Here is a 25846-nt window from a genome sequence, read left to right as displayed (position 1 = left end):
CGATTGTCGTGGAATTTCCACGGCCCACTAATTGCCGCATCGAACGGTCGTCGAGGAGGTGCGCCGTGCGCGCGATTCCCCATCAGGTCCGCCCGGTCGGTACCCACCCGGCGATCCGCCGGTGAGCGGGCGCTGGGTGGCGCACCTACCGTTCACCGCCGCCGACCTGCCCGCCGCCCACCGGTTCGCGGCCGCACTGGCCCGGTCGGTGACGTTCCTGTCCCAGGTGGACGCCGGTGAGGCGACCGTCTCGGCCGAGGACGAGCAGTGCGTACGCCATCGGGTCTTCTGCGACCTCCCGCTGCCCGGCGGGCCCCGCTGCGTGCGCCGGGTCGACCACGACGGGCCCTGCACGGCCCGGCCGTCCCGATGACCGGCGCACCCACCGTCGCCTGCCCGGACTGCGACGGCATCACCCCGGCCGGATGCCATCGCTGCGGGCGGCGGGGCCGGCGGCGCGCCCAGCTCGTGCTGACCGTTGCCAACCTCGGCACCGGCGCGGTCGCGTCCCACCAGGTGCTGCCGAGCAACCTCGACCCCCGTCCGGAGGCGGCGGGTGGCTGGGCGGTCGACCTGACTCCCCGGGTACGCGAGCTGGCCGCCGAGGCCGGCGTCGCCACCACCGTGGAGCCGGTGGTCGTACCGATGCCGGCTGCCTGGCGGCCCGACCTGCCGGCGGCGGAGCGGCAGGAGTGGGCGGCGCGGGCCCTCGCGGCGGCGGCCGGGCCGGCATGGCGGGTGTGGGTGGGCCGGTCGACCGCCCCGCCCCCGGTCGACCCGGTGCAGCGGCTGGGCCGGCTGTGCGCGCTGGCCGATCTGCTCCTGCTCGACCTGGTCGTGGAGGCCCGCCGGCACGGCAACGCCCTGCGCTGGGCCGTCCGCTACGAGGTGCCCGGCTCCCCGGTGCCCGGCCTGCCGTCGGAGCCGGGCTACGCCGACCTGACGGCGGCCCTGGCCGGCACCGACGTGGCCGCCGCGCTGACCGGGCTCGGCGAGCGCGGCCGGGATGCTCCCGCGCGGCTGCTCCGCCCCGACCCGCTGCGGGCACTGGCCCCGGCGGCGACCGTCAGCCTGGCGCGGGTCGCGCGGCGGGTGCGCGCCGACTGCGCGGGCCGGGCGGGCGGCGGCCGACTGCCCGGCGCGCAGGCCGTGTGGCGGGACGGCCGCTGGTGGCACACCGCCCTGCGCCCACATGACCCGGCGCACGACCCGGTCGGCCGGCCCGCCGGCCCGCGTCACGAACGGCCGCGGCCGCCGGACGGCGCGGGCCGTGGCGCGACGCACCGGCCCGACGGCGTGCACGACGGAGGGACGCCGCTGCGCCGGGCCGCCGAACCGCCGGACCCGTCGTGGCTCGGCGACCCGGTGCCGTCGCGGCCCTGCCCGGCCTGCCGCCCCGCCCGCCGCCGGGTGGCGTGGGCGCTACCCTGCGCCACCTGCGCCGGCACCGGCCGGATGCACCAGGCCGCCCTGATCACCCTGACCGACCTGCGGTGCCGGGTGGTCCACCTCGCGTGGCGGGCCGGCACGCCGGAGCCCGTGTCGACGGTCAGTGCCAGGCCCGGCGGCCGGTCGGTGGTCCGGCTCCCCGACCGTTACCGGCTGGGTGCCTGGGCGAGGGTCTTCGGCGTACGCCCGGAGGATCTCGCCGACGCCGACGGCGGCCACGCCCTCCCGCCGGACGTGCGCGACGGCTTCGTCGCCCTGCCTCGGGCGGGCGCGGACCCGGTGGGGGAGCAGGTTGCCGCCGTCGGCTCGGCGTTGCCCGCCGCGCGCCTGCTGGTCACCGCCGTCCGCCCCGCCGCGCCGCCACTGGCCGAGCTGCTCCGGCTCGCCTGCGGACTGGACCTCGCGCTGCTCGTGAACGTGCTGGACCTGCGACGGCATCCGGTCGCGCCGCTGCGGGCGCACGGGGTGCTCTGGTCGATCGACCTGCGTCCGCCGGACGCCCCGGTGCGCCCCGACGACCTGCCCGACCGGCCCAGCCTCGCGGCGGCCGTGGCGCACTGCCTGGAATGTCTCGACGTCATCCTCCCGGAGACCGTGCCGGCCGATCCCGGGGTGCCGGTCCCGGCACCCCGGTCGGTGCCCCGTCCGCTGCCGTCCGACCCGGTGCCGGGGCTGCGGCGGCTGGCCGCCCGGCATGCCGGGCAGCCGCTGAGCGTCCGGTTCACCCGGGCCGGCAGCACCGTGCACCGGCACGACGACGACGGCCCCTGCCCGATCGCCGAGGACGACGACCTGAGCGATCCCCGGTTGACGTGACCTGCCGGGTGACCACACGTTCGACGCGTGCGGGAGAGATCCGGAGCCGACCAGGTCGCCTCCGCGCCGCCGCGTGCGCCGCAGGCCGTGCGCGAGCGGCGGTTGATCGACTCGTCGGGGCGATGTAGCGGTGTCCCCGCACGGGGATACCGCTACATCGCCGATATGGCGTCGCGGGCGCTGGCGACGCGGATCCGGACTACTCCGGGACGCGGCGGTACGCGCCGTCGCTGGCCGACGTCGCCATCGAGGCGTACGCGCGCAGGGCGGCGGACACCGGGCGCTGCCGGTCCAGCGGGGTGTACGGCCGGTCCCGCTTCTCCTGGGCCACCCGGCGGGCCTCCAGCACGTCGTCGGGCACGTTCAGCTCGATCGACCGGGCCGGGATGTCGATGACGATCTCGTCGCCGGGCTCGACCAGGGCGATCAGCCCACCGGAGGCCGCCTCGGGGGAGGCGTGCCCGATGGACAGCCCGGAGGTGCCACCGGAGAACCGGCCGTCGGTGAGCAGCGCGCAGGACCGGCCCAGCCCGCGCCCCTTGAGGAACGAGGTGGGGTAGAGCATCTCCTGCATGCCGGGGCCGCCCTTGGGGCCCTCGTAGCGGATCACCACGACGTCCCCGGCGACGACCTCCTTGGCGAGGATCGCGGCGACCGCGTCGTCCTGCGACTCGTAGACCTTGGCCGGGCCCCGGAAGGTCAGGCACTCCTCGGGCACCCCGGCGGTCTTCACCACGCAGCCCTCCGGCGCAAGGTTGCCGTGCAGGATGGCCAGCCCGCCGTCGGCGGTGTAGGCGTGCTCCCGGTCACGCACGCACCCCTGCGCGGCGTCGGTGTCCAGGGTGGACCAGCGGTTGGTGGTGGAGAACGGCTCGATGGTGCGCACCCCGCCGGGCGCGGCGTGGAACAGCTCGACCGCCTCGGGGAGGGGCGAGCCGCCCCGCACGTCCCAGTCGGTGAGCCACTGGGCCAGCGAGGGGGAGTGCACGGCGTGCACGTCGCGGTGCAGCAGGCCGGCGCGGTCGAGTTCACCGAGGATGGCCGGGATGCCACCGGCGCGGTGCACGTCCTCCATGTGGTAGTTCGGCGAGTTCGGGGCGACCTTGGCCAGGCAGGGCACCCGCCGGGAAACGGCGTCGATGTCGGCGACGGTGAAGTCGAGTTCGGCCTCGCGGGCGGCGGCGAGCAGGTGCAGGATCGTGTTGGTCGACCCGCCCATCGCCACGTCGAGGGCGACCGCGTTGTCGAACGCCTTGCGGTTGGCGACGTTGCGGGGCAGCACGGAGGCGTCGTCCTGGTCGTACCAGCGCTTGGCGATCGCGACGGCGGTCCGGCCGGCCTCCACGAACAGTGACCGGCGCGCGGCGTGGGTGGCCAGCGTCGAGCCGTTGCCGGGCAGCGCCAGGCCGATCGCCTCGGTGAGGCAGTTCATCGAGTTGGCGGTGAACATGCCGGAGCAGGAGCCGCAGGTGGGGCAGGCGGAGCGTTCGATCTCGCCGAGCTGGTCGTCGGTGACCGCCTCGTTGGAGGAGGCGACCATCGCGTCGATCAGGTCGAGCTTGGAGTGCACGACGCCCTCGATCGCCACCGTCTTGCCGGCCTCCATCGGGCCGCCGGAGACGAAGACGGTCGGGATGTTGAGCCGCAGCGCGGCCAGCAGCATGCCGGGGGTGATCTTGTCGCAGTTGGAGATGCAGACCAGGGCGTCGGCGCAGTGGGCGTTGACCATGTATTCGACCGCGTCGGCGATCAGCTCCCGGCTGGGCAGCGAGTAGAGCATGCCGCCATGGCCCATGGCGATGCCGTCGTCGACGGCGATGGTGTTGAACTCGCGCCCCACCCCGCCGGCCTCGGCCACCGCGTCCGCGACCAGGCCACCCATGTCCTTCAGGTGGACGTGACCGGGGACGAACTGGGTGAAACTGTTCGCGATGGCGACGATCGGCTTGCCGAAGTCGTCGTCGGTCATCCCGGTGGCCCGCCACAGGGCCCGGGCGCCGGCCATCGTCCGACCGTGGGTGGAGGTCCTCGACCGCAGCTCAGGCATGGGTACCAGTCTTACACCGCCCGGCGGGCGGCTCCTACCGCTCGCGCCGTGTCCCAACAGTTGCACACCCGGTACCCCGTAGCGGGTGCCGATCCGGCACAGTTGAGGTCGTGCGTTTACCCCCGGGCATGGTCGCCGTGGCGGTGTTGAGCGGCCTGCTCGCCGTCGCCGCCGCCGCACTGTTGGCCGACTCGGCCCGGCGGCGCGGCGGGCCGCACCGCCAGGCGCACCTGTTGTTCGCCGTGGCCGCCACGATCGCCCTGGCCACCGTGGTCGCCGGCGTCGTCGCGGTGCTCGGCGCGACCGAGCACGGGGCGCACCGGCGCGGTCAGGGAATGGGCTGGGCGTCGCTGATCGCGGTCGGCACCGCGCTGAGCGGGCTGGGCTACTGCGCGGGTCTGCTCCGCCTGCCCGGCGCGATGGTGGCCCGGGCCGCCGCCGCGCGGCTGCTGCTCGACGGGCTGACCGTGGCCGCCGCGATCTGGTTCGTCGGCTGGGTGCTCCTGTCGGAGCCGACCCGGCTGCTCGGGCCGGCGACCCCGAGCGCCTGCCCGGCGATCCTGCTCGCCTCGGTGACCGCAGCGATCACCGCCGGCCTCACCGGCATGGTGGTGGCCCGCGCCGACGGCCCCCGGACCCGGCTGGCCGTGCTCGGTGTCGGCACCACCGCGACCGCCACCGGTGGCCTCGTCCTGGCCGCCGGGGTCTGCCAGGGCGGCTCGGCGATGGCGCTGACCGGTGCCGCACTGCTCGCCGTGGGCATGCTCGCCGGGGCGCTCGCCGTGCACCGGGTGGACGCCCCCGGCCAGGTCGACATCGACCTGATCAGCCGCGACGGCGAGTACGCCTTCATCCCGATGGTGGCGATGGCCGGTTCGGCGATGTACCACCTCGTCCAGGGCGGCCGGTTCGACGCGCTGGGCATCATCGCCGGCAGCCTGGAGGGCTTCGCCCTGGTCACCCGGCAGTACCTCACCCTCAACGACGTACGCAGCTACGCCCACCGGCTGGCCGACCGGGAGGCGCACTTCCGGGAGCTGGCCCACACCGACCCGCTGACCACCCTCGCCAACCGGCGTGGCCTGCTGCGGGAGATGCAGCGCTGCGCCACCGAGGGGGGTGGCTGCGTGTTGCTCGGCCTCGACCTGGACGGCTTCAAGAACGTCAACGACATGCGTGGCCACGACGTCGGCGACATGGTGCTGGCCGAGGTGGGCCGGCGGCTGCGGAGCAACCTGCGCCCCGGTGACCTGGCCGCCCGGCTCGGCGGCGACGAGTTCGCGGTGCTGATGCGGGGCCGGCCGACCGACGCGGACGTGGTGGCCGAGCGGCTGCTGGGGGTGCTCGGCCGGCCCTACGACCAGGAGGGCGGGGCGGTCTTCCTCTCGGTCAGCATCGGGGTGGCCGGCCAGGGCGGCGACGACCCGGACGTGGTCGGCCTGCTGCGCCACGCCGACCTGGCCCTGCGCTACGCCAAGCAGCGCGGCAAGAACCGGATCGAACGCTACGACGGCAGCTACGACCAGCTGCTGACCCGGCGTACCCGGCTGGAGCACGAGATGCGTGGCGCGATCGAGCGCGACGAGCTGCGGCTGGCCTTCCAGCCGGTGGCGTCGCTGCCCTCGGTCCGGCCGGTGGGTGCCGAGGCGCTGCTCCGCTGGCACCACCCCGAGTTGGGCAACGTCCGGCCGGACGAGTTCATCCCGCTGGCCGAGGAGTGCGGGATGATCGCCAAGCTGGGCGCCTGGGTGCTGCACCAGGCGTGCTGGCAGCTGTCCCGTTGGCTGGCCGACGGCCACGACGTCTGGGTGTCGGTCAACGTCTCCCCACGCGAGCTGCACGCCCCGGAGTACGTGGTGCAGGTGGCCGAGGCGTTGCGCGCCCACCACGTGCCGCCGCAGCGGCTGGTGCTGGAGGTCACCGAGCATGCCGTCGCCACCGACCTGGACGAGCTGATCCGCCGGCTGACCGCGCTGCGGCGGACCGGGGTGCGGATCGCGCTCGACGACTTCGGTGCGGGGTACTCGTCGCTGGGGCAGTTGCGTCGGCTGCCGATCGACATCCTCAAGATCGATCACAGTCTGGTCGCCGAGCACGAGCCGGTCCGCCCGGTGGGCCGGGACGGGCCGGCGTTCGCCCCGATGGTCGACATCGTCATGCGGCTGGGCCACCAGTTCGGCCTGGAGGTGATCGCCGAGGGGGTCACCAACCCGGCCGAGCTGGCCGCGGTGGTCGCCGCCGGCTGCCGGTTCGGGCAGGGCGCGCTCTTCGGCTGGGGGGTGCCGGCCGAGCATCTGGAGGCGATGCTGGAGGCGGCCACCTCGCCGGGCGCGCGCCCCGCGTCGGCTCCGCCGGCCCCGCCGCCCCCGCCGCTGCGACCCACCCCGTCGCCGCTGCTGCCCCGGCTGCGATCCCACCCACCGGCATCTCCGTCGGTGCCTGCCCCGCGCCCCGCGTATGAGGAGTCCACGCAGGCCGGGCCGGTTGACGAGACCCCGAACGGGGACGGCATCCCTCGTTCGTGAACCAACATGTGGGATCAGTTGACTCATCGCGTGAGATGCGTCAGGCTTGGCCCATGTCGTCGAACCGGTCGCTGCGAGTACTTACCTGAGCGCACTCTCCCGCTGTCGAGAGTGCGCTGGCCCCGTGCATCTGCACGAGGGCCGTTTTTATTGCCGTCGGAACCACCGGGGCGGGCCGCCGCCCCCGTCGCACCTGTCGTAGCAGCTCCACCCAACTCCAGCCGAAGGCCTGAACCGCCATGACGAGACCCACGCCAGAGACCCTCGCCCACTCCGCCCGGCGGGCCCGTACGGTCACCGAGCCGGCCGGCGACGCCGACCACACCACCCCGCCGCGCGCCGCCGCGCCGGCCACCCCGGCCGTACGGCCGTCCGGGCCGGTCCCGGTCTCCGGTGCCGGCTCCCTGGTGCGGTCGTTGGAGGCGCTCGGCGTCGACGTCGTCTTCGGCATCCCCGGCGGGGCGATCCTGCCCGCCTACGACCCGCTCTACGACTCCTCGGTGCGGCACGTCCTGGTCCGGCACGAGCAGGGCGCGGGACACGCCGCCACCGGGTACGCGCAGGCCACCGGCCGGGTGGGCGTCTGCATCGCCACCTCCGGGCCGGGCGCGACGAACCTGGTCACCCCGATCGCCGACGCGTACATGGACTCGGTGCCGATCGTCGCGATCACCGGGCAGGTGGCCCGCCCGATGATCGGCACGGACGCCTTCCAGGAGGCGGACATCCAGGGCATCACCCTGCCGATCACCAAGCACAACTTCCTGGTGCAGAACGCCGAGGAGATCCCGCAGGTCCTCGCCGAGGCGTTCCACCTGGCCGCGACCGGGCGTCCCGGGCCGGTGCTGGTGGACATCCCCAAGGACGTCCTGCAGGCGGCGACCACCTTCTCCTGGCCGCCCACCCTGGACCTGCCCGGCTACCGGCCGACCCTGCACCCGCACGGCAAGCAGATCCGGGAGGCGGCGCGGCTGATCAGCGGCGCCCGCCGGCCGGTGCTCTACGTCGGCGGCGGGGTGCTCAAGGCCGGTGCGACCGAGTCGTTGCGCCAGCTCGCCGAGCTGACCGGCATCCCGGTGGTGACCACGCTGATGGCGCTGGGCGCGTTCCCCGACTCGCACCGTCAGCACCTGGGCATGCCGGGCATGCACGGCACCGTCGCCGCCGTCTACGGCCTGCAGAAGGCCGACCTGATCGTGGCGCTGGGGGCCCGGTTCGACGACCGGGTCACCGGCAAGCTGGACTCGTTCGCCCCGGACGCCACGGTGGTGCACGCCGACATCGACCCGGCCGAGATCGGCAAGAACCGGCACGCCGACGTCCCGATCGTCGGCGACGCCAAGCACGTCATCGACGAGCTGATCGCGGCGGTGACCACCGAGCAGAAGGCCGGCCGTCGCACCGAACTGCACGACTGGTGGCACCAGCTCGACGACCTGCGCGAGCGGTACCCGCTGGGCTACGACGAGCCGGCCGACGGCACCCTGTCCCCGCAGTACGTGATCAAGCGGCTGGGCGAGATCGTCGGCCCGGACGCGATCTACGTGGCCGGGGTCGGCCAGCACCAGATGTGGGCCAGCCAGTTCATCTCGTACGAGAAGCCGGGCACCTGGCTCAACTCCGGCGGCCTCGGCACCATGGGGTACGCCGTCCCGGCGGCGATGGGCGCGAAGGCCGGCCGGCCGGACACGGTGGTGTGGGCGGTGGACGGCGACGGCTGCTTCCAGATGACCAACCAGGAGCTGGCCACCTGCGCGCTGGAGGGCATCCCGGTCAAGATCGCGGTAATCAACAACGGCAACCTGGGCATGGTCCGGCAGTGGCAGACCCTGTTCTACGAGGGGCGCTACTCCAACACCGAGCTGGGCACCCACAAGCACCGCATCCCCGACTTCGTCAAGCTGGCCGAGGCGCTCGGCTGCGTCGGCCTACGCTGCGAGAACGCCGAGGACGTCGACAAGACGATCGAGGCGGCGATGGCGATCACCGACGCACCTGTCGTGATCGACTTCACGGTCGGCAAGGACGCGATGGTCTGGCCGATGGTGGCCGCCGGCACCAGCAACGACGAGATCATGTTCGCCCGGGGCGTCCGCCCGACGTTCGACGAGGACGACATCTGAGATGAGTGACCGATTCCCCGGGACCGTGCACCGGCACGGCCCGACCGAGCGAAGCGAGACGGTGGCATGACCCTGCACACCCTGTCCGTGCTGGTGGAGAACAAGCCCGGTGTCCTGGCCCGGGTCTCCGGCCTGTTCTCCCGGCGCGGCTTCAACATCGACAGCCTGGCCGTCGGTGAGACCGAGAACCCCGACGTCTCCCGGATCACCATCGTGGTCAACGCCGACTCGTCGCCGCTGGAGCAGGTCACCAAGCAGCTCAACAAGCTGGTCAACGTACTGAAGATCGTCGAGTTGGACCCGCAGGTCTCGGTGGCGCGGGAGCTGCTGCTGGTCAAGGTCCGCGCCGACCGCGCCGCCCGCGCGCAGGTGCTGGAGACGGTCGCCCTGTTCCGGGCCCGGGTGGTCGACGTCGCGCCGGACACCCTCACCGTCGAGGCCACCGGCACCCCCGACAAGCTCGACGCGCTGCTGCGCGACCTGGAGCCGTTCGGGATCAAGGAGATGGTCCAGTCCGGCACGGTGGCGATCGGGCGCGGCTCGCGGTCGATCACCGCCGGCCCGGCGCTGCGCGCCGCTTGAGCGCGCCGCCCACCCGCCACCGCACACAGTCCACGACGGTCGACGAGACCGCCGTACGAAAGGGAAGTCAATGAGCGTTGAGGTTTACTACGACGACGACGCCGACCTGGGCCTGATCCAGGGCCGCAAGGTCGCCGTGATCGGGTACGGCAGCCAGGGCCACGCCCACGCGCTGTCGCTGCGTGACTCCGGTGTCGACGTGGTGATCGGCCTGCCGGCGGGCTCCAAGAGCCGGCCCAAGGCCGAGGAGCAGGGCCTGCGGGTGCTCACCCCGGCCGAGGCGGCGGCCGAGGCCGACGTGATCATGATCCTGGCGCCGGACACCGCCCAGCGGACCATCTACGCCGAGTCGATCGCCCCCAACCTCGCCCCCGGCAAGGCGCTCTTCTTCGGGCACGGCTTCAACATCCGGTACGGCCTGATCACCCCGCCGGCCGACGTGGACGTGGCGATGGTCGCCCCGAAGGGCCCCGGCCACCTGGTCCGCCGCCAGTACGTCGACGGCAAGGGCGTGCCCTGCCTGGTCGCCGTCGAACAGGACGCCAGCGGCAACGCCTTCCCGCTCGCCCTGGCGTACGCCAAGGGCATCGGCGGCACCCGGGCCGGCGCGATCAAGACCACCTTCACCGAGGAGACCGAGACCGACCTCTTCGGCGAGCAGGCGGTCCTCTGCGGTGGCGCGGCGGCTCTGGTGCAGACCGGGTTCGAGGTGCTCACCGAGGCCGGCTACGCCCCCGAGGTGGCCTACTTCGAGTGCCTGCACGAGCTGAAGCTCATCGTCGACCTGATGTACGAGGGCGGCATCGCCCGGATGCGGTACAGCATCTCCGACACCGCCGAGTACGGCGACCTGTCCCGGGGCCCGCGCGTGGTCGACTCGCGGGTCAAGGAGGAGATGCGCAAGATTCTCGGTGAGATCCAGTCCGGCGAGTTCGCCCGCGAGTGGGTGGCCGAGGACGAGGCGGGCCGGCCGAACTTCGCCAAGTGGCGGGCCGAGGGCGCGGCGCACCCGATCGAGGAGACCGGGCAGAAGCTGCGCTCGATGATGAGCTGGGTGGACCGCCCGCTCACCGAGACCGCCTGACCCGTCGGCCGTACCTGTGCCCCGGCTCGGGCGTGTCGTGGGCCGGGTGATCTGCTGACGTGAAGCGGTATGACTGGCAGGCATAAATATGCCTGCCAGTCATACCGCTTTCTGCGTGACCATCTCCCGGGCGGCCGGGGCTGCGCCGGGGCCGGGTCACTGCCGCCCGTCCCGTCGGCCCGCCACCGGACCCGCCCCGGCTCACCCGTCCCGCCGGTCGCCGTCGCCGTGCGCGGTGGCCGGTTCACCAGGCGGGACGGGGTGATCGTCGCCTCATCGACCGCGATCGGCCCCCGCGCCGTGCTCCCGGACCGGATGAACGGGGGATGACAGGCGTGCGACAACCCTGTGTGAGGGCCCTCACCCCGTAGACCGGGACCTGCCGGCGGGAGCGACCCCTACCATCCTTGGTGAGGTGCGTGACCGGCACCTGACGGCCATGGCACGGATCGGCGCAGGGCGCATCGCGGCGCCCGGTCGCCCCGGCCGAACCTAATACGACGTCTACGAGGACCGATGAATCCTGTCGTACTGATCGCCGAAGAACTCGCCCCCGCCGCCATCGAGGTGCTCGCGCACGACTTCGACGTACGCCACGTCGACGGCACCGACCGCCCGGCACTGCTCTCCGCGCTGGCGGAGGCCGACGCGGTCATCGTGCGCAGTGCCACGCAGATCGACGCCGAGGCGGTCTCCGCCGCGCCGCGCCTGAAGGTGGTCGCCCGGGCCGGCGTCGGGCTGGACAACGTCGAGGTCCCGGCCGCCACCGCGCGGGGCGTCATGGTCGTCAACGCCCCCACCTCCAACATCGTCTCCGCCGCCGAGCAGGCCGTCGCGCTGCTGCTCGCCGTCGCGCGCAACACCGCCAGCGCCAGCGCCGCGCTCAAGGCCGGCGAGTGGAAGCGGTCCAAGTACACGGGTGTCGAGTTGCAGGGCAAGACCGTCGGCGTGGTCGGCCTCGGCCGCATCGGCGTGCTGTTCGCCCAGCGCATCGCCGCCTTCGGCACCCGGCTGATCGCGTACGACCCCTACATCCAGCCGGCCCGCGCCGCCCAGCTCGGCGTCCGCCTGGTGGGGCTGGAGGAACTGCTGCGGGAGGCCGACTTCATCTCGATCCACCTGCCGAAGACCCCGGAGACGGTCGGCCTGATCGGCGAGAAGGAGCTGTCGATCGTCAAGCCGGGCGTCCGGATCGTCAACGCCGCCCGGGGTGGCCTGGTCGACGAGCAGGCCCTCGCGGACGCGATCGCCGAGGGCCGGGTCGCCGGCGCCGGCGTCGACGTGTACGCCAAGGAGCCGTGCACCTCCTCGCCGCTGTTCGCCTTCGACAACGTGGTGGCCACCCCGCACCTGGGCGCCTCCACCCACGAGGCGCAGGACAAGGCCGGTCTGGCCGTGGCCAAGAGCGTCAAGCTGGCGTTGCAGGGCGAGTTCGTGCCGGACGCGGTGAACGTGCAGGCCGGCGGGGTCGTCGCCGAGGACGTCCGGCCGCTGCTGCCGCTGGCCGAGAAGCTGGGCCGGGCGTTCACCGCCGTGGCCGGCGGGGTGGCCGCCAGCGTCACCGTCGAGGTGCGCGGCGAGATCGTCAACCACGACGTGTCGGTGCTGAAGCTCGCCGCCACCAAGGGGCTGTTCAGCTCCGTGGTCGAGGACCAGGTCACCTACGTCAACGCGCCGCACCTGGCCGCCGAGCGGGGCGTCGAGGTGACCCTCGCCACCCTGGCCGAGACGGTCGACCACCCGAACCTGGTCACCGTGCGGGGCGCGCTGCCCGACGGCCGTACGGTCAGCGTCTCCGGCACGGTCGCCCACACCGGCGCCCGCGACGTCATCAAGCTGACCGAGGTGGACGGCTTCGACGTGGAGATCGGCGCGGAGGGCATCCTGCTCTTCCTGCGGTACGTCGACCGGCCGGGCGTGGTCGGCACCGTCGGCACGCTGCTCGGCGAGGCCGGCATCAACATCGCCGCCATGCAGGTGGCCCGTCGGGAGGCCGGCGGCGAGACCCTGATGACCCTCACCGTCGACCAGGCGCTCGGGGCGGACCTGCTCACCTCGGCCGCCGACTCGATCGGGGCGACCGCCGCCAGCGCGGCCGACCTGCGCGACGAGTAGTCGCACCCGCACGGTTCACCACGGAGGGCCCGGCCGCACGGCCGGGCCCTCCGCCGTCCACACCCGAGCGTCCCGGGTGGTGCGGTCAGCGGGCCAGGCGCGACGGCGGCGGGTAGACCGAACCGTCCTGCGGGTCGAAGAGCATCAGGTCGTACTCCCCGGCCAGCCGTTCGATGTCGAGCAGCACCTGGTCGTCGCAGGTCGGTACGAGGTTCAGCGCCACGTGGTCGGCCGCCGCGTGCAGCGGCGACACCTCCCACGGGGTGCCCTGATGGGCGGGCCGGTCGGGGTACGAGGCGGTGATGGCGCGGTAGAAGGCGACCACCCGGGGGTCCGGATACCGCTCGCCGTGCCGTCCCTCGTGGCACTGCCGCACCGCGGCCCGGACGTCCTCGGGCGTGGCTCCGTCGTGCAGGGCCCACACGCTCAGATCGAAACTCACGGCGGACAGCGTGCCATCACCCGGACGCCCGAGCGACACTGACCCGCCGTGATCGCCACGAGTGGTCGAGAGTGTACGGAGAAACACGGTCCGCTGTGGAGACTCTTGCGTCGAGTTGCGTCGATTCGCTAGCGTACCGGTGCGGTCATCGGGAAAGTCGGAAGTCGACCCGTCTTCGGGTGACGGGGCCGAGCGTCCGGCCGGCCGGTCCGCACCCCTCGAATGCGCGAGCCACGCGCACTCGTCGCTGACCGGCCCCCACGGTCGTTGCCGAGACCGTGGGGGCCGATCGCCGGCCCGTCGACCGCGCCACCCCGTGGACCCCCTCCACAGGTCGGCCGACACGCCGCGACACCGCTCAGCGGCGTCGGTGGGCGAAGAGAGCCTGATAGGCCGAGTCGGCGCGGAACCACGACAGTCCCACCGGCCCGGCCGCGTACAACGCGGTCGCGTAGGCGTCGGCCACCGCCAGGTCCGGGCCGACGACGGTCGCGGCGACCAGCTGTCCGGCCGGTTCGCCGGTGTGCGGGTCGACCACGTGCCCCTGCCGGCCGGTGACCCCGGAGGTGCCCACCGCGCCGGCCGTCATCTCCAGCACCAGCGGGGTCCGCCGGCCGTCGGTCGGGTGGTGCACCGCCACCCGCCACGGGCCGCCGTGCGCGGCGTGCCCGCGTACCGTCAGGTCGGCGCCGGAGAGCACCGCGTAGTCGGTGATGCCGGCGGCGCGCAGCCGGGTCGCGGCCCGTTCCACCGCCCAGCCGTTGAGCAGGCCGCCGGGGTCGAAGCCGCCGGGGACGGCCCAGGCGTCGAACCAGCCGTCGGTGGCGGCCCGCATGGCCGCGCAGCGGTCCACCAGGTCGGTCAGCGGCGGGTACGACTCGGGGCTGATCTCGCCGCGCCGCAGCCGGGAGACCAGGCTCTGCGGCCGGTTCGGCCCGTAGGTGAGGTCGATCGCCCGCAGTTCGGCGACGGCGTCGCGTAGCGCGTCGCCGACCGCCCGGCGGCCCAGTTCCTCGGGGGCGTTGAGCAGGAGCGAGTATTCGGCGGTGCCGGTCCGGACGGAGTGCTGCACGGCGATCCGCCCGCCGGACGGGTCACCGGCGCGGTCGAGGCGGTGGCTGCGGGTGCCCAGGCGCAGGTCGGGACGGCGGCGGGAGAACGCCTTCTGGTCCACCCAGCGGGTGCGCGGTTGCTCGTCCAGTCGGCCTGGCCCCCGCTGCTGCTCGGTCCGCATCATCCTGCTCCTTCGCCGACGGTGCCGCGCCGTCGCGGCCGGTCCGTCCCGGGCCCCCACGACCCGTCCTGCACCGACCCTAGGCAGTGGAGATGACCGCACCATGAATGCTGCCTGGGAGCCTGCTGAGCATTTCGCTCTCCCAGATGGTGGAAGGCGCGTACCGGGAGGCGGGACGGGGACGTACCGTTGCGCTCAGCGGACGAGGTGAGGAGCAGCAGGTGGCACGGATCGCGGTGGTGGCCGGGGACGGGATCGGACCCGAGGTGGTCGCGCAGGCCCTCAAGGTCCTCGACGCCGTGCTTCCCGGCGTCGAGGCCACCCGGTACGACCTCGGCGCGGCGCGGTACCACCGCACCGGCGAGGTGCTGCCCGACTCGGTGCTGGCCGAGCTGGCCGGCCACGACGCCATCCTGCTCGGCGCGGTGGGCGACCCCACCGTGCCGCCGGGCGTGCTGGAGCGGGGCCTGCTGCTGAAGCTGCGCTTCGCCTTCGACCAGTACGTCAACCTGCGCCCGTCCCGGCTCTGGCCCGGGGTGCCCGGCCCGCTGGCCAACGTCAAGCCGGGCGAGGTCGACCTGGTCGTCGTCCGGGAGGGCACCGAGGGGCTCTACGCCGGGGCCGGCGGCAGCCTGCACCGGGACACCCCGGCCGAGGTGGCCACGGAGGAGAGCCTGAACACCAGGCACGGGGTGGAGCGGGTCATCCGGGACGCCTTCGCCCGGGCCGGTCGCCGGGAGCGGCGCAAGGTCACCCTGGTGCACAAGACCAACGTGCTGACCCACGCCGGCTCGCTGTGGGCCCGTGCCTTCGCGGCCGTCGCCGCCGAGCACCCCGACGTCACCACCGAGTACCAGCACGTCGACGCCGCCGCCATGTTCCTGGTCACCCAGCCCCAGCGGTACGACGTGGTGGTCACCGACAACCTCTTCGGCGACATCCTCACCGACATCGCCGCCGCGGTCACCGGGGGGATCGGCCTGGCCGCCAGCGGCTGCATCAACCCCACCGGGGCGTACCCGTCGATGTTCGAGCCGGTGCACGGCTCCGCGCCGGACATCGCCGGCAAGGGGGTCGCCGACCCGGTGGCCGCGGTGCTCTCCGCCGCGCTCCTGCTCGACCAGCTCGGCCACGCCGACGCCGCCGCCCGGGTGACCGGCGCGGTCGCCGCCGAGCTGGCCGGCCGGACGCCGGGTGTGGCGTTGCGCACCGACGAGGTGGGGGACCGGCTCGCCGCGCAGGCGGTGGCCTGACCCCGCGGGACGTGGAGCTATCCACTGAACGACCGTTCGGGGTAGGTTTTCTGGGACGTCAGCCCGGTGCGTGGTTCCCGCGTGCCGTCGATCCGCAGGGAGGTCAGCGCGATGAGCGGTGGTGACATGCTCGATTTCGAGATCCGTCCGAATCCCGCGCCGGTATCCGCCGCCGAGCGGGCCGCCCTGCTGGTCGACCCCGGCTTCGGCCGGGTCTTCACCGACCACATGGTGACCATCCGGTACGCCGACGGCAAGGGCTGGTACGACCCCCGGGTCGAGGCCCGCGCGCCGATCCCGATGGACCCGGCCAGCGCCGTCCTGCACTACGCGCAGGAGATCTTCGAGGGGTTGAAGGCGTACCGCAGGGCCGACGGCTCGGTGACCATGTTCCGGCCGGAGGCCAACGCGGCCCGGTTCATCGCCTCCGCCCGGCGGCTGGCCATGCCGGAACTGCCTGCGGAGCTGTTCGTCGAGTCGCTGCGCAAGCTGGTCGAGATCGACCGGGACTGGATCCCCGACGCCGCCGACGCCAGCCTCTACCTGCGGCCGTTCATGTTCGCCAGCGAGGTGTTCCTCGGCGTCCGCCCGTCCCGGGAGTATCTCTACTGCGTCATCGCCTCACCGGCCGGTTCCTACTTCGCCGGCGGGGTGAAGCCGGTCACCGTCTGGGTCTCGCCGGACTACACCCGGGCGGCCCCCGGCGGCACCGGCGCGGCCAAGTGCGGCGGCAACTACGCGGCGTCGCTGTCGGCCCAGGCCGAGGCGATCGAGGCCGGCTGCGACCAGGTGGTCTTCCTCGACGCGGTCGAGCGTCGCTACGTCGAGGAACTGGGCGGCATGAACGTGTTCTTCGTCTACGACGACGACACCCTGGTCACCCCGCCGCTGACCGGCACCATCCTGCCGGGCATCACCAGGGACGCGCTGCTCGCCCTGGCCGCCGCCTCCGGGCACCGGGTCGTCGAGCGTCCGGTGAGCTTCGACGAGTGGCAGGCCGACGCCGCGAGCGGCCGGCTGCGCGAGGCCTTCGCCTGCGGCACCGCCGCGGTGATCACCCCGATCGCCCGGGTACGGCACCCCGGCGGCGAGTTCGTGATCGGCGGCGGTGAGCCGGGCCGGGCCAGCGCGGCGCTGCGGGAGCAGTTGGTGGCGGTCCAGCGGGGTGACGCACCCGATCCGCACGGCTGGGTCACCCACATCCGCTGACCACCCCGGCTGTCCTCCGGCCCGCCCCTCGTCGCTGGCGTGGGGGTGGGCCCCGACGGTCGGCCGCCCGCGTCCGGAGCCGGAGCCGACGGGCTGCTCCGGACAGCGTGCTGTGGTACTTCCCGGCCGGGCAGGTAACCATGTCTGTGCGTCCTTTCGAGCTGATGACGTCGACGAATCAGCCGAGCTGTGGCCGCTCTGCCTGCGCCAACGGTCGGGCCGGCGGTGACAGCCGGTAGGGGACGCCCGTCGCTCGGTGGGCTACGCCGCACCGGCCCACTCGGGCTGCGCCCTTCCACCCCGGCTGCGTGTCCCGCTTGGGCTGTGTGTCCCGCTCGGGTCGGGCTGCGTGTCCCGCTCGGGCTGCGTGTCCCGCTCGGGTCGAGCGTCCCGCTTGGGCTGCGTGTCGCGCTCGGGCTGCGTGTCGCGCTTGGGCTCGTCCCGGCTCGCTTCGGCGCGCTGCGGGTGTCGCGGTCGCCGGGGTGATGCTGACTCGTTTGCGTCATCAGCTCTAAAGGACGCACCCGGGCATCTGGAGGGTCTGGGCCCCGACCTGTCGCCCCGCCCGCCGGTGGCGATTCTCAGGGCTGGCAGGGCGCGTCGGCAGAAGCGGGCGCGGGTGGCGCGGGGCGCGTCGGCAGAAGCGGGCGTCGGGCACCGACGTGCCCGACGCCCGCTGCCGGAACGTCGGCGGTGCGCTCACCGCAGCGCGGGCGGCTCCAGCAGGTGGTCGCGCAGGGCGGCGAGCTGGTCGTCGGTGACGCCCGCGTGCCGCAGGTAGTCCTCGATCGAACCGTGCCGCTGGCGCAGCTCGGCGAGGAAGAGCGACATCGCCTCGGCGGGGGAGCCCAGGAAGGGCGCGGGCGGTGCTTCGGCCTCCGGCATGGACGCCGCCAGCCAGGCGCTGAACCGCTGGGACGCCTCGCTGCTCAGCGCGTAGTCCTCGGCGATCTGCTCGTCGTCGACGCCGAGCACGGACAGGGTCAGCGCGCAGACGATGCCGGTGCGGTCCTTGCCGGCGACGCAGTGCACCAGGACGGGCGCGTTGCCGCTGTCGGCGATCAGCCCGACCGCCTCGGCCAGCCCGGCGGTGCCGGTCTCGGCGAGGTCGGCGTACCGGTCGGCGAGGTAGCGGGCCAGGCTGGCCTCCGGCTCGTGGCGGCTCAGCGCCCAGTCGGCGTGCTCGGGGTGGATGTGCCGGTAGGCGAGGCCGTCGAGGTCGGGCACCCGGCCGTCCCGGTCCACCTCGGTCGGGCGGCGCAGGTCGATCACCGTACGGATGCCGAGCGCGGCGAACGCCTCCCGGTCGGTGCCGTCGATGCGGTGCGGGGAGTCCGAGCGGTAGAGCCGACCCCAGCGGACGGTACGTGCGTCGTGGCCGTGATAGCCGCCGACGTCGCGGAAGTTGAACATCGCGGAGAACGGGATACGCCGGCTGTTCTCGGTGGGGTTCACCCGCACACGGTAACGGCCGGCGGGGCGAGCACGCCGCCCCGCCGACCGTTACCGTCGATCGACAGTTGTGCCTGCCGGCTACCGGGCGGTGCCGGGCGGCAGGTTGCCGTAGGTGTCGTCGTAGTAGCCGCCCAGCTTGTCGCGGTAGGCCGCGTCGCCGTGGCTGGTCTCGTCGTACTCGGGAGCGGCCTTGATCTGGTCCCGGGTGCGGTCGACGTGGACCTTCCGGTCGTCGTGGTCGACCTGGTTGACGGTGCCGGCGGGGAGCATCACCTTCTTGCCGAAGATCCACGGGCCGGTGTCGACGACGAGGTAGCTGCCGCCGACCTCGTGGCTCGCCTCGTCGATCTTGCCGATGCCGCCGTCGGTCGCCTCGACCTTGTAGCCGACCAGGTCGGCGTCGGCGACCCCGGCCTCGTCGCGGTAGCTCCAGGGGTTGAACGCCCCGCCGGGGGCACCGCCGGCGATCGCGCCCTGGCCGTCGTCGACCATCGGGTCGGTGGTGCCGTGGGCGGTGTGCGGATCGAGCCTGTCCATGGGAACTCCTGCCTCGACTGTCGTAGTCGTTATCGGAGAAAAGCGCTTCGTGTCCGCATCTGAGGTACCCGAGGGGAGACGTCCCACACACCCCGTCCCGGGATGTGGATTCTGTCTCCCAGATTCGGGTGGGAGTGGCAGAGTGGCGACCGTGACCAGCTCCGCCCGCATTATTGGCAGCTAGCGCGCCGGCCTCCCCTCTGCCGAGCGCGCAGACCTCCCGCATCCGCGGGGGGTCTTTTTGTTGCCCCCCGCAAGGTTCGACGGTCCGAAGGAAGGGACTCGCGATGACGTTCCAGGTCTACGACACCACGCTGCGCGACGGCGCCCAGCGCGAGGGGCTCAGCTACTCGGTGATCGACAAGCTGGCGGTGGCCCGGCTGCTCGACGAGTTCGGCGTCGGTTTCATCGAGGGCGGATGGCCGGGTGCCGTGCCGAAGGACACCGAGTTCTTCCGTCGGGCCCGCACCGAACTGGACCTGCGGCACGCCCTGCTGGTCGCCTTCGGGGCCACCCGCAAGGCCGGGGTCGCCGTCGCCGACGACCCACAGGTGCGGGCGCTGCTCGACGCGCAGACCCCGGCCGTCGCCCTGGTCGCCAAGGCCGACATCCGGCACGTCGAACGCGCCCTGCGCACCACCGGCGCGGAGAACCTGGCGATGGTCCGGGACACGGTCGCCCACCTGGTCGCCGAAGGACGACGGGTCTTCGTCGACGGCGAGCACTTCTTCGACGGGTTCCGGCACGACCCGGCGTACACCGCCTCGGTGGTCGAGGCCGCGCTCGCCGCCGGTGCCGAACGGTTCGTGCTCTGCGACACCAACGGCGGGATGCTGCCGTCCCGGGTGACCGCCGCGATCGCCGACCTGACCGCCCGGACCGGCATCGCCCCGGAACTGTTCGGCATGCACGCCCAGAACGACACCGCCTGCGCGGTGGCCAACACCATCGCGGCCGTCGAGGCCGGGGTCCGGCACGTGCAGGGCACCGCCAACGGGTACGGCGAGCGCCCCGGCAACGCCGACCTCTTCGCCGTCGTGGCCAACCTCCAGCTCAAGCTCGGGCTGCCCGTCCTACCCGACGGCTGCCTGGAACAGATGGTGCGGGTCTCGCACGCCATCTCCGAGATCGCCAACATCGCCCCCGACACCCACCAGGCGTACGCCGGGGCCGCCGCCTTCGCCCACAAGGCGGGGCTGCACGCGAGCGCGATCAAGGTCGACCCGTTGCTCTACAACCACGTGGACCCGTCGGTGGTGGGCAACGACATGCGGATCCTGGTGACCGAGATGGCCGGCCGGGCCAGCATCGAGCTGAAGAGCCGCGAGCTGGGTCTTGACCTGGCCGGCCATCCGGACGCCGTGTCGAAGGTGACCACCCGGGTCAAGGAGCTGGAGGCGGGCGGCTGGTCGTTCGAGGCCGCCGACGCGTCGTTCGAGTTGCTGGTCCGCTCCGAGCTGCCGGACGCCGCCCCGGTGCGACCGTTCGCGCTGGAGTCGTACCGGGTGCTGGTCGAGCACCGGGAGGACGGCGCGGTGGTCTCCGAGGCCACCGTCAAGATCCGGGTACGCGGTGAGCGGGTGATCGCCACCGCCGAGGGCAACGGCCCGGTCAACGCCCTCGACGAGGCGCTGCGGGTCGGGCTGACCCGGTACTACCCGGAGCTGCGTCACTTCGAGCTGGCCGACTACAAGGTGCGCATCCTGGAGGGCACCCACGGCACCGGGGCGGTGACCCGGGTGCTGGTGGAGACCGCCGACGGCACCGGCCGGGACTGGACCACCGTCGGCGTGCACCCCAACGTGGTCGAGGCGTCCTGGCACGCCCTGGTCGACGCCCTCACCTACGGCCTCGACCGCGCGGCGGTGTGAGCCGACCTCCCGGCGTCAGGGGGCGGGCAGGCGCAGGGTGGCCAGCACGGCGCGGTGGTCGGTGGCGGGGACCCGGTGGACGGTGACCGCACGGACGGCGATCCGGCGGTCGACCAGGACGTGGTCGATGGTGACCGGCGGGATCGGGTCGCCGTCGTACGGGCCCCACGTGCCCACCAGCCCGGCCCCGACGGCGTCGGCGGCGTCGACGTAGCCGCTGGCCAGGAGGGCACGCAGCGGGGAGTGGTCGAGGGTGGCGTTGAAGTCCCCGGCGAGGATGCCGAGCTGTCCGTCGGGGGTGGCGCGCGGCTGGCCCGCCAGGTCGGTGCGCCACTCGTCGACCACCCCGACCGACCAGGGTGCCGCCGGGTGGGCCGACTCCACCCGCAGCGCCGGTGCGCCGGGCACCGCCACCGTCGCGTACGCCTGGGTGAACGCGAACCCGGTATTGCGCCGGAAACCGCCGCCGGTGAGGGGGAACCGGGCGTAGAGCCCGGAGCCGGTGGTGCCCACCTCGGGGTTGAGTTGGCGGTGGGGGAGCAGGTCGGCGAGGCCGGCCCGGTCGAGGGCGTCCCGCGCCGCCGGGGTGAACTCCTGCACGGTGAGCACGTCCACCTCGTTGCGGCGGACCAGTTCGACCAGGGTGGCCGCGTCGGCGTTGCCGGCGAGCAGGTTGGCGGTGAGCACCCGCAGTTGCGGCCCCCGGGTCGCCTGCTGCCGGTCCGGTAGCGCACGGGGTACCACCGCGCCGAGGAGGGCCAGCGCCGCCACCGCCGCGGCCACCGCCGGCCACCGGCACCGCAGGGCGAGGGCCAGCATCAGGGCCAGCAGGCTGCCTCCCGCCACGTACGGGGTGAAGGCGAGCGCCTGCACGAGCGGGCCCCGGTCCAACCCGACGAGGCGGACCACGGCCCAGACGAGGCCGGGTGCCACCGCCAGCCAGCAGATCAGCGGGACGGCGCGAGGGCGGGCGGTGGCCGGCGCCGGGGTCGTCAGCACGGCGGCCAGCCTAGCGGCCGATGCCGCCCCCGCCGGGCGCGGAGCCGTTCCATGAACGGTCGAGACTTCACGTTTCGCAATTTCCAACATCGTTTTCGAGATGGCAAAACGGGTTGGTGTGCTATTGACGCTCCGCTTTTCGTGGTGCTACGTTCCTCCTCGTTGAGGTGCCGCAACAGAGCGTAGTTTTCCCAGCTCAGGCCGGTCGGAAATGTTTCTTCTTCACTATTTCCGGCGCGGGTGGAAGGCTTTCCGCCCGCGTCCATTCCGGCTCGATCGCACCATCTCCATCCGGCTCGCCGTACGGTGGGTCGGCCGTATTGCCACGGTCACAAAAGGGAGACCTGTCATGGCCACATTCTTCAGGCGTAAGGCGGCGGCGGTGACGCTCGGCGTCCTGGCGCTCACCCTGGCCGGCGGCGGGATCGCCGTCGCGCAACCGGCGACCAAGGCCCCGGCCGAGGTGGCTCAGCCCGGGGCGCGGCTGGCCGGTGCCACCGGTCAGCCGCCGGTGACGGCGGCCGAAGCCAAGCAGGCCCGCGCGGCGCTGAAGGCTTCGCTCGCCCCGCCGGCCTCGGGTTCGGTCGCCTGGGCGGTCGTCGCCAGCGACGGCACCCTGCTCCAGCACTCGGCGAACGTCGTGTCGTCGACCAAGTACGGCACCGGCCAGTACCAGGTGCTGCTCGACTACAGCGTGGTCGGAAAGGCGTTCCAGGCCACCATCGGCACCAACGACCAGTTCAACGTGCCGCCGGCCGGCGAGATCGCGGTCGCCCCGCGCAACCAGACACCGAACGGCGTCTTCATCCAGACGTACAGCTCCAGCGGATCGGTGTCGAGCAAGCCGTTCCACCTGTTCGTCGCCAACTGAGGCGCGGACCCGTCGGCGGTGCCGGCCCCCACCGGGGGTCGGCACCGTCCGTTGTGGACCTCCTGTCCGTGACGGGTGGGGCGCGGATCGTCCGGTGACACCCGCATTGCGCCGCCGCACGGCGTTGCCGCCCCGCCGGGCCGGTCGTCCCTGTCCGGGGCGAATCGGCCCGTCGGGGCCGGAAATTCCGACGTTTGCCGGGCGGTGACCCCGGGAAGCAAGCACCGTGACGGACATCTCGGACACCCTGGCCAGCCTGCCCCGCCCGGTCGATGCCGACGCGGCGGGCGCCGAGTTGGAACAGACCCTCTTCGAGGTCAAACGCGTGATCGTCGGGCAGGACCGACTCGTCGAACGGCTGCTCACCGCGCTGATCGCCGACGGCCACTGCCTCCTTGAGGGGGTGCCCGGCGTGGCCAAGACGCTGGCCGCGCAGACCCTCGCCACCGTCGTCGGCGGCACCTTCACCCGCATCCAGTTCACCCCCGACCTGGTCCCCTCCGACATCGTCGGCACCCGGATCTACCGGGCCTCGACCGAGAACTTCGACGTCGAGCTGGGCCCGATCATGGCCAACCTGGTGCTCGCCGACGAGATCAACCGGGCCCCGGCCAAGGTGCAGTCCGCGCTGCTGGAGGCGATGGCCGAACGGCAGGTCACCATCGGCGGGCGGAGCTGGCCGGTGCCGGAGCCGTTCCTGGTGCTGGCCACCCAGAACCCGATCGAGTCCGAGGGGGTCTACCAGCTCCCCGAGGCGCAGCGGGACCGCTTCCTCATGAAGATCGTCGTCGACTACCCGGGCGACGCCGACGAGCTGGCCATCCTCTACCGGATGAGCAGCGACCGGCCCCGCCCCCGCCAGGTGCTCGACCCGGTCCGGCTGCGTGACTACCAGCGCCGGGCCGCCCAGGTCTTCGTACACCACGCGCTCGCCGAGTACGTGGTCCGGCTGATCCTCGCCACCCGCGACCCGGGCCGCTTCGGGCTGCCGGAGATCGCCCCGCTGCTGGCGTACGGGGCGAGCCCCCGGGCCACCCTCGGCCTGGTCGCCGCCGCCCGCGCCCAGGCGTTGCTGCGGGGCCGCGAGTACGTGCTCCCCGACGACGTCCGCGAACTCGCGGTCGACGTGCTCGCCCACCGGCTGGTGCTCTCGTTCGACGCGGTCGCCGACGGGGTCAGCGCCGAGGCGGTGGTGCACCGGCTGGTCCAGGCGGTGCCGCCCCCGGTGCTCGCCACCGGCCACCCCGAGTACACGCCCGACCTGGCGGCGGCGTGAACGCCCCGGCACCCCTGGCCGGCCCGACGCTTGCCGACCTCGCCCCCGAACGGCGGCTGCGCCGCCTCGAACTGACCGTCACCCGCCGGCTGGACGGGCTGCTCCAGGGCCAGTTGCGTGGTCTGCTGCCCGGCCCCGGCAGCGAGATCGCCGGCAGCCGCGAGTACCGCCCCGGCGAGGACGAGGTACGCCGGATGGACTGGGCGGTCACCGCCCGTACCACCGTCCCGCACGTCCGCGAGGTCGACGCCGACCGGGAGCTGACCACCTGGCTGCTGGTCGACGCCAGCCCCAGCATGGAGTACGGCACCGCCGAACTGGACAAACGGGAACTCTCGGTGGCGGCCGTCGCCGCGGTCGGGTTCCTCACCGCCGGCACCGGCAACCGGCTCGGCGCACAGGTGCTCGGCCGCGACGGGCTGCGCCGGTTCCCCGCCCGCAGCGGGCGTACCCACCTGCTGAGCCTGCTCCGCGCGTTGCTGCACGCCCCCCGGGCGGACGCCGAGCCACCGACCGGCCCGCCGGTCGGCCCCGACCTGGCCGCGGCCTTCGCGGCGATGCACCGGACCGCCGTCCGGCGGGGGCTGGTGGTGGTGGTCTCCGACTTCCTCGACGGGCTGCCCGACGACCCCGACGCCCCCACCCCGTGGGAGCCGGCGCTGCGTCGCCTCGCCGCCCGGCACCAGGTGCTCGCGGTCGAGGTGACCGACCCACGTGAGCTGGAGCTGCCCGACGTCGGCCTGATCACCCTGGTCGATCCGGAGACCGGCCGGCGGCGCGAGGTGTGGACCGGTGACCCGGAGTTGCGCCGCCGGTACGCCGACGCCGCCGCCGCGCAACGCGCCCAGGTGACCCGCGCGCTGCGCCGCAGCGGGGCCGGTCACCTGGCGTTGCGCACCGACCGGGACTGGACCGCCGACATCGTGCGGCACGTGCACGCCCAGCGTCGGCTGGCGGCCGCGCCCGCCGCCTCCCGGGGAGGTGCCGCGTGAACTGGCAGTCACCCGTCCGGCTCCTGCTGCTGCTCGGGGTGGCCGCGCTGGCCGCCGGCTACCTGCTGGCGCAGCGCCGCCGCAGCCGGTACGCGGTCCGCTTCACCAACCTGCGGCTGCTCGACCGGGTCGCCCCGCAACGCCCCGCCTGGCGGCGGCACGTGCCCGCCGGGCTCTTCCTGGCCATGCTGGCTCTGCTGGTGGTCGGCTTCGCCAGGCCCACCGCCGAGGTACGGGTGCCCCGCGAGCGGGCCACCGTGATGGTCGCCGTGGACGTCTCCACGTCGATGCTCGCCACCGACGTGGAACCGGACCGGTTGACCGCCGCCAAGGAGGCCGCCCGGACCTTCGTCGACGGGCTGCCCGACGAGTTCAACGTGGGGCTGGTCGCGTTCGCCGGCAGCGCGGCGGTGCTGGTGCCGCCGAGCACCGACCGGGGTGCCCTGCACGACGGGATCGACCGGCTCGCCGAGGGGATCACCGGGGTGCAGGGCACCGCCATCGGCGAGGCGATCAGCGCCTGTCTCGGCGCGGTCAAGAGCCTCGACGAGAAGGCGGCCAAGCAACCGCCGCCGGCCCGGGTCGTCCTGCTCTCCGACGGGGCGAACACGTCAGGCGCGGACCCGATGGAGGCCGCCGCGGCGGCCGTCGCGGCGAAGGTGCCGGTGCACACCATCTCGTTCGGGACCCCTGGCGGGTTCGTCGACCGCGGTGGCCGCCCGATCCAGGTGCCGGTCGACGGGCAGACCCTGCGGGAGGTCGCCGACCAGACCGGGGGCGGGTTCCATGAGGCCGGCAGCAGTGCCGAACTGCGTGACGTCTACGAGGACATCGGCTCCTCCGTCGGCTACCGCAAGGAACGCCAGGACATCTCCGCCCGGTTCATCGGGCTCGGGCTGGTCTTCGCCATGGGGGCGGCGGCCGGGTCGATGCGCTGGTTCTCCCGCCTGCCCTGAGCGGGACGAC

The 25846-nt window shown here is 73.5% G+C and carries 20 protein-coding genes; 14 read left to right on the top strand and 6 right to left on the bottom strand.

Annotation, left to right across the window (positions count from 1 at the left end):
* Window positions 1-121 precede the first annotated feature (121 nt).
* Window positions 122-373, top strand: coding sequence for a hypothetical protein (locus tag ACN267_RS17710; protein ID WP_421489155.1), 252 nt, complete (start codon window positions 122-124; stop codon window positions 371-373).
* The gene (locus ACN267_RS17705) at window positions 370-2265 is read left to right on the top strand and encodes a hypothetical protein (protein ID WP_421489154.1); all 1896 of its coding nucleotides are present in this window, start codon (window positions 370-372) and stop codon (window positions 2263-2265) included. The genes ACN267_RS17710 and ACN267_RS17705 overlap by 4 nt, the downstream gene beginning before the upstream one ends.
* 199 nt (window positions 2266-2464) lie before the next feature.
* Here ACN267_RS17705 and ilvD read toward each other — a convergent pair whose 3' ends face one another.
* Window positions 2465-4312, bottom strand: coding sequence for a dihydroxy-acid dehydratase (ilvD, locus tag ACN267_RS17700; RefSeq protein WP_421489153.1), 1848 nt, complete (start codon window positions 4310-4312; stop codon window positions 2465-2467).
* Between the two features lie 110 nt (window positions 4313-4422).
* Between ilvD and ACN267_RS17695 the strand changes: the two genes are divergently transcribed.
* From ACN267_RS17695 to serA, 5 genes are all read left to right on the top strand, one after another.
* Window positions 4423-6837 carry a putative bifunctional diguanylate cyclase/phosphodiesterase gene (locus ACN267_RS17695; protein ID WP_281899935.1) on the top strand — a complete coding sequence of 805 codons (2415 nt, stop codon included), beginning with the start codon at window positions 4423-4425 and terminating at the stop codon, window positions 6835-6837.
* 239 nt (window positions 6838-7076) lie between these two features.
* Entirely contained in the window at window positions 7077-8960 is a 1884-nt protein-coding gene (locus ACN267_RS17690; RefSeq protein WP_204956792.1) for an acetolactate synthase large subunit, read from the top strand.
* 66 nt (window positions 8961-9026) lie between these two features.
* Window positions 9027-9542, top strand: a complete 516-nt coding sequence (gene ilvN, locus ACN267_RS17685) for an acetolactate synthase small subunit (RefSeq protein WP_204923742.1) — start codon at window positions 9027-9029, stop codon at window positions 9540-9542.
* Window positions 9543-9612: 70 nt separating this feature from the next.
* Window positions 9613-10626: a ketol-acid reductoisomerase gene (gene ilvC, locus ACN267_RS17680; protein WP_204923743.1), complete on the top strand. Its 1014-nt coding sequence runs from the start codon at window positions 9613-9615 to the stop codon at window positions 10624-10626.
* A 516-nt stretch (window positions 10627-11142) separates the two neighbouring features.
* Window positions 11143-12741 carry a phosphoglycerate dehydrogenase gene (gene serA / locus ACN267_RS17675; RefSeq protein WP_204956793.1) on the top strand — a complete coding sequence of 533 codons (1599 nt, stop codon included), beginning with the start codon at window positions 11143-11145 and terminating at the stop codon, window positions 12739-12741.
* 85 nt (window positions 12742-12826) lie between these two features.
* On the opposite strand, the gene ACN267_RS17670 is transcribed toward serA, so the two are convergent.
* Both ACN267_RS17670 and ACN267_RS17665 read right to left on the bottom strand, forming a co-directional pair.
* Window positions 12827-13183, bottom strand: a complete 357-nt coding sequence (locus tag ACN267_RS17670; protein WP_204956794.1) for a hypothetical protein — start codon at window positions 13181-13183, stop codon at window positions 12827-12829.
* Window positions 13184-13541: 358 nt separating this feature from the next.
* Window positions 13542-14417 (bottom strand): FAD:protein FMN transferase, encoded by an 876-nt coding sequence (locus ACN267_RS17665; RefSeq protein ID WP_421489152.1) that lies wholly within the window; start codon window positions 14415-14417, stop codon window positions 13542-13544.
* 221 nt (window positions 14418-14638) lie between these two features.
* Here ACN267_RS17665 and ACN267_RS17660 point away from each other — a divergent pair, with 221 nt between their 5' ends.
* Together ACN267_RS17660 and ACN267_RS17655 are read left to right on the top strand one after the other, a co-directional pair.
* Complete coding sequence (locus ACN267_RS17660) at window positions 14639-15670, top strand: 3-isopropylmalate dehydrogenase (protein ID WP_204956796.1); 1032 nt, start codon at window positions 14639-14641, stop codon at window positions 15668-15670.
* A 111-nt stretch (window positions 15671-15781) separates the two neighbouring features.
* Window positions 15782-16879 carry a branched-chain amino acid aminotransferase gene (locus ACN267_RS17655; protein WP_204956797.1) on the top strand — a complete coding sequence of 366 codons (1098 nt, stop codon included), beginning with the start codon at window positions 15782-15784 and terminating at the stop codon, window positions 16877-16879.
* 699 nt (window positions 16880-17578) lie between these two features.
* Here the strand turns inward: ACN267_RS17655 and ACN267_RS17650 are convergent.
* Together ACN267_RS17650 and ACN267_RS17645 are read right to left on the bottom strand one after the other, a co-directional pair.
* Window positions 17579-18334, bottom strand: coding sequence for a tyrosine-protein phosphatase (locus ACN267_RS17650; RefSeq protein ID WP_421489151.1), 756 nt, complete (start codon window positions 18332-18334; stop codon window positions 17579-17581).
* A 78-nt stretch (window positions 18335-18412) separates the two neighbouring features.
* Window positions 18413-18871 carry a PRC-barrel domain-containing protein gene (locus ACN267_RS17645; RefSeq protein WP_204956799.1) on the bottom strand — a complete coding sequence of 153 codons (459 nt, stop codon included), beginning with the start codon at window positions 18869-18871 and terminating at the stop codon, window positions 18413-18415.
* Between the two features lie 287 nt (window positions 18872-19158).
* On the opposite strand from ACN267_RS17645, the gene cimA reads away from it, so the two are divergent.
* Window positions 19159-20742, top strand: coding sequence for a citramalate synthase (gene cimA, locus ACN267_RS17640; protein WP_204956800.1), 1584 nt, complete (start codon window positions 19159-19161; stop codon window positions 20740-20742).
* A 15-nt stretch (window positions 20743-20757) separates the two neighbouring features.
* On the opposite strand, the gene ACN267_RS17635 is transcribed toward cimA, so the two are convergent.
* A complete protein-coding gene (locus ACN267_RS17635) occupies window positions 20758-21693 on the bottom strand; it encodes an endonuclease/exonuclease/phosphatase family protein (RefSeq protein WP_281903194.1) in 936 nt (311 codons plus the stop codon).
* 397 nt (window positions 21694-22090) lie between these two features.
* On the opposite strand from ACN267_RS17635, the gene ACN267_RS17630 reads away from it, so the two are divergent.
* From ACN267_RS17630 to ACN267_RS17615, 4 genes are all read left to right on the top strand, one after another.
* Window positions 22091-22612, top strand: coding sequence for a hypothetical protein (locus tag ACN267_RS17630; protein WP_204956802.1), 522 nt, complete (start codon window positions 22091-22093; stop codon window positions 22610-22612).
* A gap of 226 nt (window positions 22613-22838) precedes the next feature.
* Window positions 22839-23888: an AAA family ATPase gene (locus ACN267_RS17625; RefSeq protein WP_088641647.1), complete on the top strand. Its 1050-nt coding sequence runs from the start codon at window positions 22839-22841 to the stop codon at window positions 23886-23888.
* On the top strand, window positions 23885-24880 hold the full coding sequence (locus ACN267_RS17620; protein WP_421489150.1) for a DUF58 domain-containing protein: 996 nt from the start codon (window positions 23885-23887) through the stop codon (window positions 24878-24880). Before ACN267_RS17625 ends, ACN267_RS17620 begins: the two co-directional genes overlap by 4 nt.
* Window positions 24877-25836, top strand: coding sequence for a VWA domain-containing protein (locus ACN267_RS17615; RefSeq protein WP_421489149.1), 960 nt, complete (start codon window positions 24877-24879; stop codon window positions 25834-25836). The genes ACN267_RS17620 and ACN267_RS17615 overlap by 4 nt, the downstream gene beginning before the upstream one ends.
* Window positions 25837-25846: the final 10 nt, after the last annotated feature.

Origin of the sequence: Micromonospora sp. WMMD734 (assembly GCF_049178975.1) — a bacterium.
Lineage (GTDB): Bacteria > Actinomycetota > Actinomycetes > Mycobacteriales > Micromonosporaceae > Micromonospora > Micromonospora wenchangensis.
The sequence above is the reverse complement of the archived record's forward strand: the minus strand, read 5'-3'. Positions and strand labels throughout refer to the sequence as shown.

Coding starts and splice junctions, on each gene's coding strand:
- serA (WP_204956793.1), top strand. CDS start 11,143: ATGAATCCTGTCGTACTGATCGCCGAAGAACTCGCCCCCGCCGCCATC.
- ACN267_RS17655 (WP_204956797.1), top strand. CDS start 15,782: ATGAGCGGTGGTGACATGCTCGATTTCGAGATCCGTCCGAATCCCGCG.
- ilvN (WP_204923742.1), top strand. CDS start 9,027: ATGACCCTGCACACCCTGTCCGTGCTGGTGGAGAACAAGCCCGGTGTC.
- ACN267_RS17630 (WP_204956802.1), top strand. CDS start 22,091: ATGGCCACATTCTTCAGGCGTAAGGCGGCGGCGGTGACGCTCGGCGTC.
- ilvC (WP_204923743.1), top strand. CDS start 9,613: ATGAGCGTTGAGGTTTACTACGACGACGACGCCGACCTGGGCCTGATC.
- ACN267_RS17705 (WP_421489154.1), top strand. CDS start 370: ATGACCGGCGCACCCACCGTCGCCTGCCCGGACTGCGACGGCATCACC.
- ACN267_RS17690 (WP_204956792.1), top strand. CDS start 7,077: ATGACGAGACCCACGCCAGAGACCCTCGCCCACTCCGCCCGGCGGGCC.
- ACN267_RS17645 (WP_204956799.1), bottom strand. CDS start 18,871: ATGGACAGGCTCGATCCGCACACCGCCCACGGCACCACCGACCCGATG.
- cimA (WP_204956800.1), top strand. CDS start 19,159: ATGACGTTCCAGGTCTACGACACCACGCTGCGCGACGGCGCCCAGCGC.
- ilvD (WP_421489153.1), bottom strand. CDS start 4,312: ATGCCTGAGCTGCGGTCGAGGACCTCCACCCACGGTCGGACGATGGCC.
- ACN267_RS17665 (WP_421489152.1), bottom strand. CDS start 14,417: ATGCGGACCGAGCAGCAGCGGGGGCCAGGCCGACTGGACGAGCAACCG.